This is a genomic window from Streptomyces sp. NPDC051217 (assembly GCF_044455465.1).
In the GTDB taxonomy this organism is placed as follows: Bacteria; Actinomycetota; Actinomycetes; order Streptomycetales; family Streptomycetaceae; genus Streptomyces.
The window spans coordinates 246,460-261,786 of sequence record NZ_JBITEV010000007.1; the positions used below are offsets into that span (position 1 = coordinate 246,460).

17 protein-coding genes and 1 pseudogene are annotated in these 15,327 nt (G+C 70.5%); 8 read left to right on the plus strand and 10 right to left on the minus strand.

All coding sequences use genetic code 11. The features are described from left to right. Positions 1-3: 3 nt before the first annotated feature. Complete coding sequence (locus ACIBBB_RS18620) at positions 4-609, minus strand: TetR/AcrR family transcriptional regulator (protein ID WP_398983209.1); 606 nt, start codon at positions 607-609, stop codon at positions 4-6. A 92-nt stretch (positions 610-701) separates the two neighbouring features. Here ACIBBB_RS18620 and ACIBBB_RS18625 point away from each other — a divergent pair, with 92 nt between their 5' ends. Continuing rightward, positions 702-1,124 carry a nuclear transport factor 2 family protein gene (locus ACIBBB_RS18625; RefSeq protein WP_398983211.1) on the plus strand — a complete coding sequence of 141 codons (423 nt, stop codon included), beginning with the start codon at positions 702-704 and terminating at the stop codon, positions 1,122-1,124. Then, a complete protein-coding gene (locus tag ACIBBB_RS18630) occupies positions 1,124-1,963 on the plus strand; it encodes an NAD(P)H-binding protein (RefSeq protein ID WP_398983213.1) in 840 nt (279 codons plus the stop codon). The genes ACIBBB_RS18625 and ACIBBB_RS18630 overlap by 1 nt, the downstream gene beginning before the upstream one ends. Positions 1,964-2,005: 42 nt before the next feature. Here ACIBBB_RS18630 and ACIBBB_RS18635 read toward each other — a convergent pair. The 3 genes and pseudogenes from ACIBBB_RS18635 to ACIBBB_RS18645 all read right to left on the minus strand — a co-directional run. Then, positions 2,006-2,185 (minus strand): annotated as a pseudogene (locus tag ACIBBB_RS18635) (GNAT family N-acetyltransferase); the annotation flags it as partial. Between the two features lie 76 nt (positions 2,186-2,261). Beyond that, positions 2,262-2,972, minus strand: a complete 711-nt coding sequence (locus ACIBBB_RS18640) for a maleylpyruvate isomerase family mycothiol-dependent enzyme (RefSeq protein WP_398983215.1) — start codon at positions 2,970-2,972, stop codon at positions 2,262-2,264. A 43-nt stretch (positions 2,973-3,015) separates the two neighbouring features. Then, on the minus strand, positions 3,016-3,852 hold the full coding sequence (locus ACIBBB_RS18645) for a helix-turn-helix transcriptional regulator (protein ID WP_398983216.1): 837 nt from the start codon (positions 3,850-3,852) through the stop codon (positions 3,016-3,018). A gap of 219 nt (positions 3,853-4,071) precedes the next feature. On the opposite strand from ACIBBB_RS18645, the gene ACIBBB_RS18650 reads away from it, so the two are divergent. Together ACIBBB_RS18650 and ACIBBB_RS18655 are read left to right on the plus strand one after the other, a co-directional pair. Further along, on the plus strand, positions 4,072-5,505 hold the full coding sequence (locus ACIBBB_RS18650) for an aldehyde dehydrogenase family protein (protein WP_398983218.1): 1,434 nt from the start codon (positions 4,072-4,074) through the stop codon (positions 5,503-5,505). A gap of 226 nt (positions 5,506-5,731) precedes the next feature. Continuing rightward, complete coding sequence (locus ACIBBB_RS18655) at positions 5,732-6,868, plus strand: PQQ-dependent sugar dehydrogenase (RefSeq protein ID WP_398983220.1); 1,137 nt, start codon at positions 5,732-5,734, stop codon at positions 6,866-6,868. A 141-nt stretch (positions 6,869-7,009) separates the two neighbouring features. Here the strand turns inward: ACIBBB_RS18655 and ACIBBB_RS18660 are convergent, their stop codons facing one another. Next, positions 7,010-7,705: a UdgX family uracil-DNA binding protein gene (locus ACIBBB_RS18660; RefSeq protein WP_398983222.1), complete on the minus strand. Its 696-nt coding sequence runs from the start codon at positions 7,703-7,705 to the stop codon at positions 7,010-7,012. A 104-nt stretch (positions 7,706-7,809) separates the two neighbouring features. Next, positions 7,810-8,892, minus strand: a complete 1,083-nt coding sequence (locus ACIBBB_RS18665; protein WP_398983224.1) for an aldo/keto reductase — start codon at positions 8,890-8,892, stop codon at positions 7,810-7,812. Between the two features lie 161 nt (positions 8,893-9,053). Between ACIBBB_RS18665 and ACIBBB_RS18670 the strand changes: the two genes are divergently transcribed. Then, positions 9,054-9,971 carry an AraC family transcriptional regulator N-terminal domain-containing protein gene (locus ACIBBB_RS18670; RefSeq protein ID WP_398983227.1) on the plus strand — a complete coding sequence of 306 codons (918 nt, stop codon included), beginning with the start codon at positions 9,054-9,056 and terminating at the stop codon, positions 9,969-9,971. Between the two features lie 125 nt (positions 9,972-10,096). On the opposite strand, the gene ACIBBB_RS18675 is transcribed toward ACIBBB_RS18670, so the two are convergent. Further along, positions 10,097-10,252: a hypothetical protein gene (locus ACIBBB_RS18675; RefSeq protein ID WP_398983229.1), complete on the minus strand. Its 156-nt coding sequence runs from the start codon at positions 10,250-10,252 to the stop codon at positions 10,097-10,099. A 124-nt stretch (positions 10,253-10,376) separates the two neighbouring features. Beyond that, on the minus strand, positions 10,377-10,856 hold the full coding sequence (locus tag ACIBBB_RS18680; RefSeq protein WP_398983231.1) for a CAP domain-containing protein: 480 nt from the start codon (positions 10,854-10,856) through the stop codon (positions 10,377-10,379). Between the two features lie 255 nt (positions 10,857-11,111). Here ACIBBB_RS18680 and ACIBBB_RS18685 point away from each other — a divergent pair, with 255 nt between their 5' ends. Then, entirely contained in the window at positions 11,112-11,636 is a 525-nt protein-coding gene (locus ACIBBB_RS18685; RefSeq protein ID WP_398983233.1) for an NUDIX domain-containing protein, read from the plus strand. Positions 11,637-11,702: 66 nt separating this feature from the next. Here the strand turns inward: ACIBBB_RS18685 and ACIBBB_RS18690 are convergent, their stop codons facing one another. Beyond that, positions 11,703-12,128: a VOC family protein gene (locus ACIBBB_RS18690; protein WP_398983235.1), complete on the minus strand. Its 426-nt coding sequence runs from the start codon at positions 12,126-12,128 to the stop codon at positions 11,703-11,705. 58 nt (positions 12,129-12,186) lie between these two features. On the opposite strand from ACIBBB_RS18690, the gene ACIBBB_RS18695 reads away from it, so the two are divergent. Together ACIBBB_RS18695 and ACIBBB_RS18700 are read left to right on the plus strand one after the other, a co-directional pair. Beyond that, on the plus strand, positions 12,187-12,795 hold the full coding sequence (locus tag ACIBBB_RS18695; RefSeq protein WP_398983237.1) for a TetR/AcrR family transcriptional regulator: 609 nt from the start codon (positions 12,187-12,189) through the stop codon (positions 12,793-12,795). Between the two features lie 156 nt (positions 12,796-12,951). Continuing rightward, positions 12,952-14,163, plus strand: coding sequence for an erythromycin esterase family protein (locus ACIBBB_RS18700; RefSeq protein WP_398983240.1), 1,212 nt, complete (start codon positions 12,952-12,954; stop codon positions 14,161-14,163). Positions 14,164-14,383: 220 nt separating this feature from the next. On the opposite strand, the gene ACIBBB_RS18705 is transcribed toward ACIBBB_RS18700, so the two are convergent. Continuing rightward, positions 14,384-15,238, minus strand: coding sequence for an LLM class flavin-dependent oxidoreductase (locus tag ACIBBB_RS18705; protein WP_398983242.1), 855 nt, complete (start codon positions 15,236-15,238; stop codon positions 14,384-14,386). Positions 15,239-15,327: the final 89 nt, after the last annotated feature.

A 15,327-nucleotide genomic window follows, 5' to 3' on the forward strand; every position in this document is an offset into this window, starting at 1 on the left:
CCGTCAGCCCGGGGAAGTACCGGAGGGGGTACGGGAGTCCAGGACCTTGGCGACGAAGGACGCCAGGTGCTCCCTCATCCGCTCACGAGGCACGCCCTGCTGACCGGCGAGGTGTTCGACCAGGTCGGCGCGGACCGCGGCGAGCAGCGCGTGGGCGGTGAAGTCGCTGTCGGTCAGACCGGGAACGCGCTCCAGCACCGCCTGGAGCATGCCGTGCCAGCGCTGGTAATGGTCCGCCTGGTACGGGCTGTCGCCACCCGCGCTCTCCAGGGCCAGGGCGAGGTGACGGTTGTCGAGCTTGAAGCAGAGGACCGCGTCGAGCAGGGCGGGTACGCGCTGGAGCGGCGGCGCGGTCGGCCCCAGGGGTGGCGGGCCCTCCTCGATGGCGGCGCCGACCGGTTCCAGGCGTGCTTTGTACAAGGCGTGGATCAGGCCGGTGCGATCGCCGAAGGCACGGAAGAGAGTCGCCTTGCCGACGCCCGCCGCCGCCGCGATGTCGGCCATGGTGACCGACTCCGGGCTCTCGCACCGGGCGAAGAGGTCGTCGGCCGCCGCGAAGGCGGCAGCGCGGTTGCGGGCCGCGTCCTTGCGCGGCTTGCGCTCGGGCATGAGGTTCCTCCTGTTGCAAAGCGGACCCGGGGTCCGTATCGTTCATCCCAGAAGCGGACCCTCGGTCCGCATCGTACTGGACGGAGTTACTCATGCCCACGAACACGGCAGCGGCGGACGTCTACCGCCAAGGCCTGCGACTGCTGCTGGACAAGAACATCCCCGGCTGGGTCGACCTCTGGGACACCGGCGGAGTCCTCGAATTCCCCTTCGCCCCCGACGGCTGGCCGAAGCGGCTGGACGGCAAGGCCGCGATCGGCGACTACATGCGCGGCTACCCCGACCACATCGACGTCCACGACTTCCCCGACGTGGAGATCCACCAGAGCACCGTCGCGGAGACCGTCGTGGTCGAGATGCGCGGGGTGGGCCGCCTGGTGGAGACCGACAAGCCTTTCGACATGAACTACATCGCCGTCGTGACGGTCAAGGACGGCCTCATCACTCACTACCGCGACTACTGGAACCCCCTCGCCGTCCAGGACCCGGCCACCGACTTCACGGGCAAGAACTGATGCGCGCCCCGGGCACGACCCTGGTCATAGGCGCCACCGGCACCACCGGCAGCCGCGTCGTCGCCCAACTCGTCGCGGGCGGGCACCGCGTCAAGGCCGCGAGCCGGCGCGCCACCGCCGTGGCCGGCGCTCAGGCGGTCCGCTTCGACTGGGACGACCCCTCGACCTTCGACGAAGCTCTGAGCGGCGCGGACCGGGTCTATCTCATTCCGCCGCTCGGCTCCCTGGAGCCCGCCGATGTCATGCTGCCCTTCCTGAAGCAGGCCCGTACGGCAGGCGTGCGCCGCGCGGTGCTGCTCAGTTCGTCGGCCATCCCGGCCGGCGGGCCCTCCACGGGACAGATCCACCAGGCGCTGCCGGGGCTGTTCGACGAATGGGCGGTGCTGCGGCCCTCGTGGTTCATGCAGAACTTCACCGGCGACAGCCCGCACGCGCAGAGCATCCGCGCGGACGGGACCGTCCTGACGGCCACCGGTGAAGGCCGTGTCGGGTTCGTCGACGCGGACGACATCGCCGCGGTCGCCGTCCACGCGCTGACCGACGCCCAGGCCCCGAACAGCGACCTGGTCATCACCGGGCCGCAGGCGCTGAGTTACGGCGACATCGCCGACATCCTCGCCCAGGTACTGGGCCGGGCCGTGAGCCACCGCGGGCTGACGTACGAGCAGATGCGCGACCGTCTGGCCCCCGTCATGCCGGCCGAGTACGCCGCGATGCTCGCGGGCCTGGACCGCTCCATCGCGCAGGGGGCGGAGGACCGCACCACGGACACCGTCCAGCGGCTCACCGGCCGTCCGCCGGGTACCTTCCGCGCCTTCGCCGAGCGGGAGTTGGCCTGAACGAAGGACCGGCGCGCGGGCCGGTGAAGGTCTCGGCGCGGGTCAGCCCTCAAAGCTGTAGAAGTGCATCGGTGAGTTCGGCCGGAAGCCGATACGTGGGTAGACGGGCGCCCCTGCGGCCGTCGCATGCAGGGTGGCGCGGGTCAGTCCGGTGGCCCGGCCCCCTTCGTACAGCGCCTTGCGCGTCACCGCCTCGCCGTAGCCTCTGCCATCGTTCCGGGGTGGAGCGGGCGCCATGGTGAGTCGTTCAGTGGGTCTCGCGTGCCACGCCGCCGGCCTTGGACGCCGTTGATCGCCGTCACGCCACCTGCCGGCCGCGCTCGCGGAGGAGGTCGACACCGTCGCCCTCAAGGTCGTCGCAGTACGCCGCGCGACCGGTCATGGCCATCACCAGGGCCACCGTCGAGCCGAACACGAGCGGCCCCGAACCCGTCGTGAAGGGGCCGTCATTCGCGACGAGTCTCATGCCACCGATACGTCCCTTGGCAGGGACTACGAGGTCCGTACCGTGGCAATACCCGGCCACCCTCGTGACGACCTCGATCGGATGGTCGCGGCGGATCCCCAGCGGGCGCCGGATGTCCTCCGCGTGCACAACCGTCTCGCCCAGCATGGCCAGGGCAGGGAGAGGAGGCTTGGTCGTGCTCGGGACGATCCGACGGAACCGCTCAAGGGTCTCGGCCGGGGTCGCGCCCAGTTGCTCGGCAAGCCGCATGGCCACCTGCTTGTCGAAGTCGAATCGGCAGCGGATCACCCCCGCCAGCCACCGCACGGAGTTGAGGCTCGCCCCCGAGGTGAGATGGGCCAGAACCTCGCGCACGGTCAGTTCATCGCACAGCGACCGTATCGCCCACTCCTCGGCGGTCAGATCCGCGAGATCGGCCGCCAGCGGAGTGAACTCCTCACGACAGTGCTTGTGCTCTGCGGCTCGGTCGTTGCGACTGGGCGGATCCTCACGGGGAGTCCGGGAGCGGCCGGGGCCTCCCCCCGGTGTTCGTGCTGCTCGCAACGGTGTACTCGCCTCTGGTTCTTGTTCCGTGTGACCGGAAGCGTCAGGCGGCCACGCCGGGGCCAAGGACCAAGAGAAACTTCAGCTTCTCGTGGCTCTCCGTGCCCGGTGGCGCGGTGAAGACCGTGAGGAGCTGGGACTCGTCGGGGTCCAGCAGGTTCTGGCCGTGCAGTTCCAGGGAGCCGATCCGTGGGTGGTCGATGCGCTTCGGGTCGCAGTACGGGCCGATGACCGGGTGCTCGCTCCAGATGGCGGCGAACTCCGGGCTGGTCCTGAGCAGTTCACCGACGAGAGCGGCTGTGCGGGGGTCGGCCGGGTCGCGGGTGTGGGTGGCCAGCAGTTGGGCGGTGACCGTACGGCTGTGCCGGGCGTGGTCCTCGGGCGGGAGGAGACGCCGTTCCGCGGGGTCGGTGAACCAGCGGTAGGCCAGGGCGCGGTGAGGTCCGGTGTGCCGGGTCTGGTCGCCGAGGAGGAGCGTGGAGAGCCGGTTCTGGGCGAGGGTCTCGCCGAGGCGGCTGAAGATCTGCGCCGGGGTGTCCTCCATACGCTGGAAGACCGCGAGCATGCCCGGGTTGATGTGACCGGTGCGCGGAACGCGTCGCGGGGTGGGGTATCCGGCCAGGCGGAACAGGTGGTCGTGCTCGTCCGGGGAGAGCCGCAGGGCCCGCGTGACGGCGGAGAGCATCTGCTCGGAGGGGCGCGGCCCGCGCTGCTGCTCGATACGGGTGTAGTAGTCCGTCGACATGTTGCTGAGGTCGGCGACCTCCTCACGGCGCAGACCGCCGGTGCGGCGGCGGCGGGTACGGGGCAGGCCCACGTCCTCGGGCTGGAGCGCCTCGCGCCGGGTGCGCAGGAAATCGGCCAGTTCGGCGCGGTCCATGCGCCCACACTCCTCTCGGTGACGCGCCATGCCGTCCCGGTGGCCCGAACGGCATGATCACCTCCCCATGATCCCTTTTGCACTCAGCACGGCCCGGGTGAGGGGTATTCCCCCGGCGGCCGGGTCCGCGGACCGGCCCGCCGACAGCACACCTGTGACCTGGATCACGGGACACTCTGTCCCTGGTTGCGCTTCCCGAACCTTGTGACGCTCGGGGCCATGAACACCGACAGCGCACTCAGCTTCCCCTCCCCCGCCCACTGGATCGACGGCCGCGCCGTCCCCTTCGACGGCCCCCTGATCGAGGTCGTCAACCCCGCCACCGGCGACGTCGTCGCCGCCGTCCCCGACGGCACGGCGGCGGACGTCGACCGCGCCGTGGAGGCGGCCGGCGCCGCCTTCCCGGGGTGGGCCGCGACCGACCCGGCCGAACGCGCCGCGGTCATACGGCGCGTGGGCGCGGGCCTGAAGGAGCGCGGCGGCGAGATCGCCGCCGCCATGACCGCCGAGATGGGCGCCGCGCGCTCGCTGACGGGCACGCTGGCCATCGGCCTGCCCCCGATGACGGTCGACAGCCTCGCCGACGTCGCGGAGAAGTTCCCGTGGAGCGAGGAGATCGCGAACTCGCTGATCGTGCGGGAGCCGGTCGGCGTGGTCGCCGCGATCGTGCCGTGGAACTTCCCCGTCCAGCAGATCGTCACCAAGGTCGTCCCCGCCCTGCTCGCGGGAAATTCCGTGGTGCTCAAGCCTGCCGAGGTCGCCCCGCTGGCCGCGCGGATCTTCGCCGAGGTCACAGCGGCCGCCGGGCTGCCGGCCGGGGTGTTCAACGTCGTGCACGGCACCGGCGAGGCGGTCGGCGAGGCGCTGGTCGCCCACCCGCGCGTCGACATGGTGTCCTTCACCGGCTCCACCCGGGCGGGGAGGCGTGTCTCCGCCGTCGCGTCCGAAACGGTCAAGCGGGTCGCCCTGGAGCTCGGCGGCAAGTCGGCCAACATCATCCTGCCCGGCGCCGATCTGAGGGCCGCCGTCACCGGCGGACTGGCCGCCGCCTGGGCCAACAACGGCCAGGTCTGCGGCGCGTACAGCCGTATGCTCGTCCCCGCCGCGCTGCACGACCAGGTGGTCGGTCTGCTACGGGAGGCGGCCGCCGAGTACACGGTCGGCGACCCGGCCGACGAGAGCGTACGTCTCGGGCCGCTGGCCTCCGAGGCGCAGCGCGAACGCGTCACCGCGTACATCGAGCGGGGCATCGCCGACGGCGCCACCCTGGTCCTCGGCGGCCCCGGCCGGCCCGAGGGCCTGACCGGCGGCGCGTACGTCAGGCCCACGATCTTCGCCGACGTCGACCCGCGGTCGGCGATCGCCCAGGAGGAGATCTTCGGCCCGGTTCTGGCGGTCATCCCCTACACGGACGACGACCATGCCGTGGAGATCGCCAACAGCACGATCTACGGCCTCACCGGAGCCGTATTCGGCGAAGAGGAGCACGCCCTGGCCATCGCCCGGCGCATGCGCACCGGACAGGTCGACATCAACGGCGCGCGGTTCAACCCCTTCGCCCCGTTCGGTGGCTACAAGCAGTCCGGCAACGGCCGCGAGTACGGCCGCCAGGGCCTGGAGGAGTTCCTGGAGACCAAGGCGATCCAGCGCTGAACCGACGGCGAGAGCCGGCGCTGAAACCGCCGCCGACGGAAAGCGAACGGCTGTAAATGGGCGGGGCATTGGTCTAGGCCAACCGTCCTGGCCCCTGTAGATTCATCCGTGGCCAGTAGCCCAAGATCCCCACACCCCAGGTTGCGTGCTGGCGCGCGGGCGATGCCCAAGATCTCTGCCCCGAGCAGCCGGGTCACCTCCCCATTCGCCGCCTCTAGGAGTCACGGTGAAAGTTCGCACCAGAAGCTCGGCGATCATCAGCGCCGTCTGCCTTGTTGCTTCCCTCGCCCTCACCACGGCGTCCGCCGACGAGCCCGCCGCCTCGCACAAGGCGGCGGGAGTCGAGTTGACGCAAGTGGCCACAGCCCAGAACCCCATCGCCGGTACCGCCGGTCCGGGTGGCCAGGTCTGGATTGCCGAACGCGCGGGTACCGTACGGGTCTTGGGCGCACAGGGGCTCGGACGACCGGTCCTCGACATCTCCGCCGAGACCACCACCGACGGCGAACGCGGCCTGCTCGGCATCGCGTTCGACAAGGGCCACAAGCACTTCTACATCTCGTACACGGACCTTGAAGGCACCAGCACCGTGGACGAGTTCACGATGCGGTACGGCAAGATCCAGCCGAACACCCGGCGTACCGTCATCACCCAGACGCAGCCGTACGAGAACCACAACGGCGGCGACATCAAGTTCGGCCCCGACGGTTACCTGTACATCGCCCTCGGCGACGGCGGCGCGGGCGGGGACCCGCACGGCAACGGGCAGAAGCTCGACACCCTGCTCGGCAAGATGCTGCGCATCGACCCGAACGGCGCCAAGCCGTACGCGATCCCGGCGGACAACCCCTTCGTGGGCGACCCGAACGCGAAGGACGAGATCTGGGCGTACGGGCTCCGCAACCCCTGGCGCTTCTCCTTCGACTCCGGCACGGGCGACATGCTCATCGGCGACGTCGGCCAGAGCGAATGGGAAGAGATCGACTGGGCCTCCGCGAACAGCGGCGGCGGCGAGAACTACGGCTGGGCCTCCATGGAGGGCAACCACCCCTTCCGCGGCGGCACAGAGCCCGCGAACCACGTCCCGCCGGTGCACGAGTACGACCGTCTGGGGCTGGGCTGCTCGGTGACCGGCGGCTTCGTCTACCGCGGATCCAAGATCCCGGAGCTCAGGGGGCAGTACCTGTACAGCGACTACTGCGACGGCACCGTCCGGTCCCTGAAGCTCAAGAACGGCAAGGTGACCGGCCAGGGCGACCTCGGGGTCAGCGGCGGCGAGGTCATCTCCTTCGTGCAGGGCGGCGACCGCGAGCTGTACGTGCTCGCCCTCGGCGGCACCATCTCCCGTATCGACCCCGCGTGAGCACCTGCTGAAGCGACCTGAGTCCCAGAGGGTTTTCGAGCCCTCCTGACGGATGAGACACAGACAGGCCCGGTGCCGGGAAATCGGCACCGGGCCTGATCGGCGTTCTCGCCGCCCATCCCCTACCGCGCCTTTCGACGCTCAGCGCAGCGCGTCCGCCGCCACCCGCAGGTCGGCCAGGAAACCCGCGTACGCCGCCTCGCGGTCGTCGGAGCGCAGAACCGCGGACGGGTGCAGCGTGATGAGGACCGTTGCCTGTTCCGTCCGCGTAGCGTCGCTCCCCGGGGGAGAAGGCAGCGGGACCGTACTCCCCCGGTCCTTCGTCACCCGGAACGAGGGACCCAGCAGCGAGCGGACGGCGATGGCGCCCAGCGCCACGACCATCTCGGGCCTCACCAGGCGCAGTTCGGCGTCGAGCCACGGGCGGCAGGCGGTCATCTCGCGCAGGCTCGGCGGTTTGTGGATGCGCCGCCCGCTCCCCTCGAAGCGGGTGAACTTGAAGTGCTTCACCGCGTTGGTGAGGTACGTCGGCTCCTCGTCGAGCCCCGCCTCCTTCAGCGCCCGCCGCAGCAGATGCCCGGCCGGCCCGACGAACGGCCTGCCCTGCCGGTCCTCCTGGTCCCCGGGCTCCTCGCCGACGAGCATGAGCCGTGCCGCACTCGTACCCGATCCGAAGACGGTCCCCTTCGCGTCCTCGTAGAGGGGGCAGCCGTGGCAGTCGGCGGCGGCCTTCCGGTGAGCGGGAAGTCCGCCTCGGCCGGGCAGGAAGGGCTCGGCGTCGTACCGCTCGGCGTCGTACCGCTCGCCGTTCTCGTCGGTGCCGTTCGTGGACGTCATGGTCCGGCTCACCTCCCACGTCGCCGACCGTACGGCCGGCGGACGGGGCCCGCACGGCGAGATGCCGCACGGCGGCGCGGCCCGTCAGGACCGCCCGGGACCTCTCAGTAGCGGACGTCGCTCTGCAGCAGCGGCGGATATACGGCGGACTCCTGGCCGTCCACCGTGGCTCCGGCGAACTGCAGCATCGCGCGCGGCTCGCCGTGCATGGGGGCCGGGTAGTCGAGCGTCGGGGCGGAGACTTCGTCCAGGGCGCGTACGTGCTCCGGGCTGAGTACGGTCTCAAGGGCGGCGAGATTGTTCTCCAGGTGCTCCACGCGGCGGGCTCCCAGGATCGGTACGACGGTGCCCTGCCGGGCCCGCAGCCAGGCGAGGGAGACGGCGGCGGAGTTGGTGCCCAGTTCGTCGGCGATGGCGGCCACCGTGTCGATGACGGCGTACTCCTCCTCGCCGGGCCCGCCGACGAAGGCGGTGCGCGCGGAGTCGACCACCTCGGCGCCGCGCCGGTACTTGCCGGAGAGGAAGCCGTTCTTCAGCGGGCTCCAGGGCACGAGGGCCATGCCCTGGTCCTGTGCCAGCGGGGCGATCTCGCCCTCCACGGTGCGGGCCAGCAGCGAGTACTCGACCTGGAGCGCGATCAGCGGGGTCCAGCTTCGGAGCTGGGCCATGGTCTGTGCCTGCGCGGTGACCCACGCCGGGGTGTTGGAGAACCCGATGTAGCGGATCTTGCCTGCCCGCACCAGGTCGTCGAGGGTCCGCATGGTTTCCTCGATCGGCGTGCTGCGGTCCCAGTTGTGCAACCAGTACAGGTCCAGATAGTCGGTGCCAAGCCGGCGAAGCGACTCGTCGAGCTGGGCGGTGATCGACCCCCGGCCCGCGCCGCCGCCGTTGGGGTCCCCGGGGAACATGTTGAAGAAGAACTTGGACGCCAGCACGGTGTGTGAACGCAGCCCGGGGTGTGCGGCGAAGTAGTCGCCGAGGATCTTCTCGGAGTGGCCGTTGGTGTAGAAGTTCGCCGTATCGATGAAGTTCCCGCCCCGGTCCAGGTAGGCGGCCAGGATCTTCTCCGACTCCTCCACGCCGCAGCCCGCGCCCCCGGGGTCCCGCCCGAAGGTCATGGCGCCCAGTGCGAGCGGGCTGACACGCAGTCCCGAGCGGCCGAGGGTGACGTAATGGTCGAGTGACATGAGCCCCACCTTTGCTGGATGGCGTACAGGAACGAACACCTCCAGCACACCTCACCCGGGTGGTCCGGTGTAGACCGATCCGCTCGGGCTTTTGCACGATCCTGCCGAGTTCGCCCGGATCAGGCTTGCTCGGGAAGGTCGGGAGTGCTTTCGTGGAGTGCATGTCCACCACTACCGAGCCGCTCGACGAACTCAGAACGCTGATCGCGTCCCACGCGCGCGCGGACGGTGGCTCCGCGATCGACGGACTCTTCCTCTCCCGGGTGGAGACCACCGAGCCGCATCATTCGCTGACCGAGCCGCTTCTGGTGGTCATGGTCCAGGGCGGCAAGCGGCTCCTGCTCGGTGACGAGGTCTATGAGTACCGCGCGGGCCAGTATCTGATCGTCACCACGGATCTCCCGGTCAGCGGCCACTTCCTCGGCGCCGGCCCCGGCCACCCCTCCCTCGGCCTGGGACTCGCGCTGCGGCCGGGCGCGATCGCCCCGCTGCTGCTGGAGAGCACGGCCCGACGGAGTACGCGCGGAGACGCCGTACCGCCGGCGATCACCACCGGGGAAGCCGGCCCCGAACTGCTCGACGCCGCGACCCGGCTGGTGCGGCTGCTCGACCACCCGGCCGACGCGCCCGTACTCGCTCCGCTGATCGAGCGGGAGATCCTGTGGCGGCTGCTCTCCGGACCGCACGGCGGCATGATCCGCCAGATCGGTCTGCCCGACAGCAATCTGACCCATATCAACCGGGCGGTCCAATGGATCCGCGAGAACTACGCCGAACCTCTGCGCATCGACGACCTCGCCCGGCTCGCGGGCATGAGCACGTCGGCGTTCCACCGGCACTTCCGCGCGATCACCGCCATCAGCCCGCTGCAGTTCCAGAAACGTATCCGGCTCCAGGAGGCCCGTTCCCTGCTGCTCGCCCAGCCGAACGACGTCGCGGGCGCCGGGCACCTGGTCGGTTACGACAGCCAGTCCCAGTTCACCCGCGAATACCGCCGTCTCTTCGGCGCACCGCCCGGCCGCGACGCGGCACGCCTGCACGCCGCCACCGGCCCGGCCGAAGGCCGGCGCCTGCCGTAGCCCATCCGGAGTGTTTGGCACTCCACCGCGCCCTGACCCGCGAACCGCACGACCGGGACCTGACGCTTGAGGCCATCACGGGCATCACCCGCGTGTGAGTGGAACGCCTTTCTCGCCCGGAAGCCTCAGAAGTAGTGCCTACGGCCACCGACGGCGCGACCGGTGGCGCCGAGGATCCACAGGAGAGCGCCGATCAGGACGAGCACGCCGCCGATGGTCGTGAGGAGGGACACGCCGACCGCCAGGCCGATGATGAGCAGAACGAGACCAAGGAGAATCATGACGCTTCCAATCTTGAGGTTCGAACGGTGGACCGTTTCGTTCGGTACGCACTCCGTGTAACCCCGCGCTCTCCCACCAAACCTGGCCGGTTCGCCGGCTTCACGAACCGCCGGCCGGAGTTCGTCAGGACTTCGTTCCGAAGTCCTGCGTCCAGTACTTGCCATGGGCGGTGCCGCTCTTCTTCACGTAGCCAACGCCCATGTGCGTGAGTGAGCAGTTGAGAATGTTCGCCCGATGGCCCGGCGATTGCATCCAGCTCTTGACGACCTCCGCGGGGCTCTTCTGGCCTGCGGCGACGTTCTCCGCGAGCGACCTCCATCCGGAGTAGCCGGCGGCCTCCGCCCTCGTCTCCATGGTGCTGCCACGCGAACCGGTGTGGCCGACGAAGTCGTTCTTGGCCATGTCCGTGGAATGCCGCTGGGCGGCCCTGCCGAGGGCGACGTTGCCGTGCAGTTCCCGGCAGCCGACTTTGGCGCGTTCCTCATTGGTCAGCTTGATCACCCCGGCCCGCGGCGAGGCCCCGGACGTCGCGGGTGTGGTCGATAACGCGGTGGCCGCGGTGGCGGCGGTCAGAACCGCGGCCAGATAACGGGGAACTGACATGGCTCTCTCTCCCAATCAATCGGTTCGCAGTGCGGGAGGGCCTACGTACCCCGGCGGCCGTCCGCCCCTCCCCGAACTCAACGACTCCGGGCCCCCGGCGATGCGGACGAGTCCGACAGGCGCCGCCCGGACCGCCAGGGGGGGTGCCTCGTGGGGCCGGCCGGGTCCGACGAGCTGCGCGGCCAGGCGGTCACCGGGCTGGTCTCCGGCCAGGGCGGCCTGTGCGTGTCTGCGGCGGTTGACAGAATCCCCGGTATGGGGTGGAAGCGGCTGGGGACAGAGATCGTGCACCAGGGACCCGTTCTGACGGTGCGTCGGGACGCGGTGCGCCTGCCGGACGGCACGGCAGGCGTCTACGAACACGTCGCCGTCGAGGACGGCGTACGCGTGGTCGCACTCGACAGCGACGGCCAAGTCCTCCTGGTCGAGGACGACTTCTACCTCCAGCACCGCCGGATGCTTCATCTGCCCGGCGGCGGGACGGACGGGCAGGACCGCTACCGGGCCGCTCTGCGAGAGCTGGAGGAGGAGACGGGTCTGACGGCCGCGCACGTGGACACACTTGGCGTGATCGACCCCTTGCCCGGCCTCATCACCGCCCGCACCCACCTCATGCTCGCCACCGACCTGCGGCCCGGCACGATGCGCAGGAACGGGGCGGAGGTCGGCATGACGGTCCACCGGCGTCCCCTGCCCGCAGCCGTCGCGGCGGTGCGTGCGGGGGAGATCACCGACGCCGGCAGCGTGACGGGCCTGCTCCTCGCCTCCCGCGACCGCTAGGCCGTTTCTGACAAATCCCGCCGCGCGCCCCGCCCTGCGGGCGGACGGCGCTATTTGTCAGACACCCTAGGACCCGCCCCAGGACGTTTCGATCAGCTCCAGCAGGTTGCCTTCCGGGTCGGCGACGTACGCGTAACGCATGCCCTCGGTCACGCCGGGTCCCGGGGACGAGACCTGGACCGCGCCGCATTCCGTGGTCAGGCGCGCGAACGCGGCGTCGAGATCGGGGACTTGAAGAGCCAGGTGCGTGAAGGTCTGCACGACGGTGGCGGCGAAGGGGTCGGTGTACGAGGCGGGACTCGAACCGGGCCGTTCGACGAATTCGACGCGCAGGCCCGCCCCGTCACTCAGGACGACGGTGCGCAGCCCCGCCTCCGGCATCTCCAGGCGCTCCTCCACGTGCGTGAGCCCGAAGGCGTCTCCGTACCAGGTTTCCTGGGCGGAGAGGTCGGCGACCGAGAGGCTGATGTGGTGGAAACGGACAGCGGTCATGACGGCCCCCATGGTTGGTTAATGGCTATCACCTAGTAAGTGGTGTTAACCTTAGCCCATGAGTCCTCCCGTCAAGCGGCGCCCCGTCGGTCACCATCACGGGGATCTGCGCAACGCGCTGATGCGTGCGGCCCTCGACCTGGTCGGTGAACGGGGCCCGCACGGCTTCACCCTGGCCGAGGCCAGCCGCCGGGCGGGAGTGAGCGTCGCGGCGCCGTACAAGCACTTCGCCGACCGGGAGACACTGCTGGCCGAGCTCGCCACGCGTGGATACCGCGAGCAGCGGGATCGTTTCGCCGTCGCGGTCGGCGGCGGCGAGGACCCCGTCGGGCAACTGGCCGCTTTCGCGTCCGCCTACGTCCGCTTCGCGGCCGAGGAGCCGGCCCTGTTCGACATAACCTTCAACGCGGGACTGGACAAGTCGCGATTCGCCGAACTGGCCGCGGCCGGAGACGAGGTGGCCGCCCTGTTGCTGCCCGTGGTCCGCCGGCTGGCCCCGGACCCGGACGACGCGTTCGACCTGCTGCTCCGTGTCGCCGGTGCCGCACACGGACTCGCCGTGTTCCTTCGCCAGGGGCTGTTCGGGGTGGGAAGCGGAGCCCTCACCGACACGGAGCGCAGGGCTGCCCGTACGGCACGGGACATCGCGCGACAGCACAACGTCTGAGATGCGTGCCCGTGGCCCGAGCCGGCTGTCGCGGTCCTGGTGGTGGACGTCTGAGGTGCGCCGGGCAGGTGGTCGTGTGTTTGAGGGTTGTGCTCCGCCATCCCCTTGAAATGGCGTGAAAGTCTCAATTGAAAGTTCAGCGATAGCGTTCAAGGCATGGCTAATGACATCAAGGACACCGTCCACGCCGTCGAAGCCGCGGCCGTCATGGAACTGCTTCCGTCCCGGCCGCGGTTGCTCGCCCTGGGCGAGCCCACCCATGGCGAGGAGACACTGCTCGATCTGCGCAACGATCTCTTCCGGCAGCTCGTGGAACAGGAGGGTTACCGGGCGATCGCGGTCGAGAGCGACTGTATGAGGGGCCTGGTCGTGGACGACTACGTCACCGGCGGCACGGGCACCCTCGACGGGGTCATGGCGAACGGGTTCAGCCACCCCGATCTCGGGCTCACCGCGTCCGCCGCCAACCGCGAACTGGTGCGGTGGATGCGCGCGTACAACGACGGCCGGCCCGCGTCCGAGAGCCTCCGCTTCGCCGGTTTCGACGGCCCGCTGGAGATCACCCACGCCGCGAGCCCCCGGGGGGCCCTCACCGCACTCCACGGCTGTCTCGCGGCCCAGGTGGACGCGGCCCTGCTCCCCTGCACCGCGGAGACGCTCGACCGTCTGCTCGGCGCCGACGACCGGTGGACCGATCCCGCCGCGATGAGGGACCCGGCCCGGTCCGTGGGGCGGTCGGAGGGGGCCAGGGAGCTGCGGCTGCTCGCCGACGATCTGGTGGCGCTGCTCGACGAGCGGACGCCGCACCTGATCACGGCGACCTCGCGGGACGAGTGGAACCGGGCCCGCCTGTACGGGCGCACCGCGACCGGCCTGCTGCGCTACCACTTCTGGATGGCCGACGCCTCACCGAGCCGTATGACGCGGCTGCTGGGCCTGAGGGACCGGATGATGGCCGGCAACCTTCTCGCCCTCGCCGAGCGGGGACCCGCACTGGTCCACGCGCACAACGGCCATCTCCAGCGGGCCAGGAGCTCGATGCGGATGGGTGGCCGGCCGGTGGAGTGGTGGAGCGCCGGCGCGCTGGTGAGCGCCCAACTGGGCGACAGATACGCCTTCCTGGCCACCTCTCTCGGCACAATCCACCACAAGGGGGTGGACACTCCGCCGCCGGACACCGTCGAGGGGCTTCTGTACGCGCTCCCGGAGGACCGCTACCTCGTGGACGTCCGCCGGTTGGCGACCGTCCTCGCCGACACACGGCCCGCCGCCCGCGTGTCCCCGTACTACGGCTACGCCTCGCTCGACCCCTCCCACCTGGCCGGATACGACGGGATGGTGTTCGTCAAGGACGTCCCGCGGAGGTAATGCCGTCACCGGCCCCCCGGTGACGTCGAGCGGGCCTGTCCCGGTGGGGCGGGCCCGCTCTCGCAGCCGACCGACGGGTCCCTGGGGTCAGGGCAGCACTTCGCGCAGCACCGGTCAAAGCCCTGAAGTGACTGGGCCAGGTCCTGAATACGGCGAGCGACTTCCTTCGCCGCAACGGTCTTCGTGGTGACGGCCGGACGAATTCCGGAGCCGCACGCCCCTACAGGGCGGCCTCGGCCAGCCGTGCCACCTCGTCGAGGCTGTCGAGCGTCGGGTGGAGAATCAGTTCGTCGGTGCCGATCTCGGCGAAGGAATCGATCGTCGCCCTCACGGCGTCGGCCCCTCCGCTGACCCCGGCCGCCCCGAGATCGGCCATCTCGGCGCCGAGGGCGACGTAGTAGTCGTGGACGTTGGCCCGGCCCGCGTCGATGTCGCCGAAGGCGAAGTAGGCGATGGCGACCAGTCGCGGCGATCCCTCGCGGCCGGCCTCCCTCCAGGCGGCGCGCACGCTTTCGAAGACGGGGGCGACCATGGAGGCGGGCACGGTCGCGCCGACGCATCCGTCACCGGCCCGGGCCACGCGGTCGAACGACGCCTGCGCCATGCCGCCGAACAGCAACGGGATCTGGCGAGAACCCGCGGGCACAGCGGCGTTGTCGCTGCCGGGGACGGGCTCGCCGGCCCAGACGCGCCTGAACATCTCGATGTCCGCGTCGAGCCGCTTGCCGGTGCCACGCGGGCCGAGCCCCTCCGCGACGAAGTCGTCCGGGCGGCCGCCGAGCCCGAGTCCCAGCGTGAGGCGCCCGCCGGAGATCACGTCGATACTGGCGGCCTCCTTGGCCAGGATCACCGACGGCCACACGGGGCCGAGCAGGACAGTGCTGACGAGCCCGATGGTGCTGGTCGCTCCCGCGGCGGCGGCCAGGGCGACGGTGTCCATGACGCCGGGGTAGGCGATACGGCCCAGCGTGCCGAGCGAGGAGAAGCCGGCCTTCTCGGACCTCCTGGCCCACTCGGGGATGACGGCGGCCCGCACGTTGCGTACCTGGTTGGGGAGGCCGATACCGATCTTCACGAGCCGTGCTCCTTACGACGAGACCGAACAGGCGGAACAGGGGCCTTCAAGGACAGGAGAAAGGCGCCGGGGAGGTTCGGCGCCGCCCA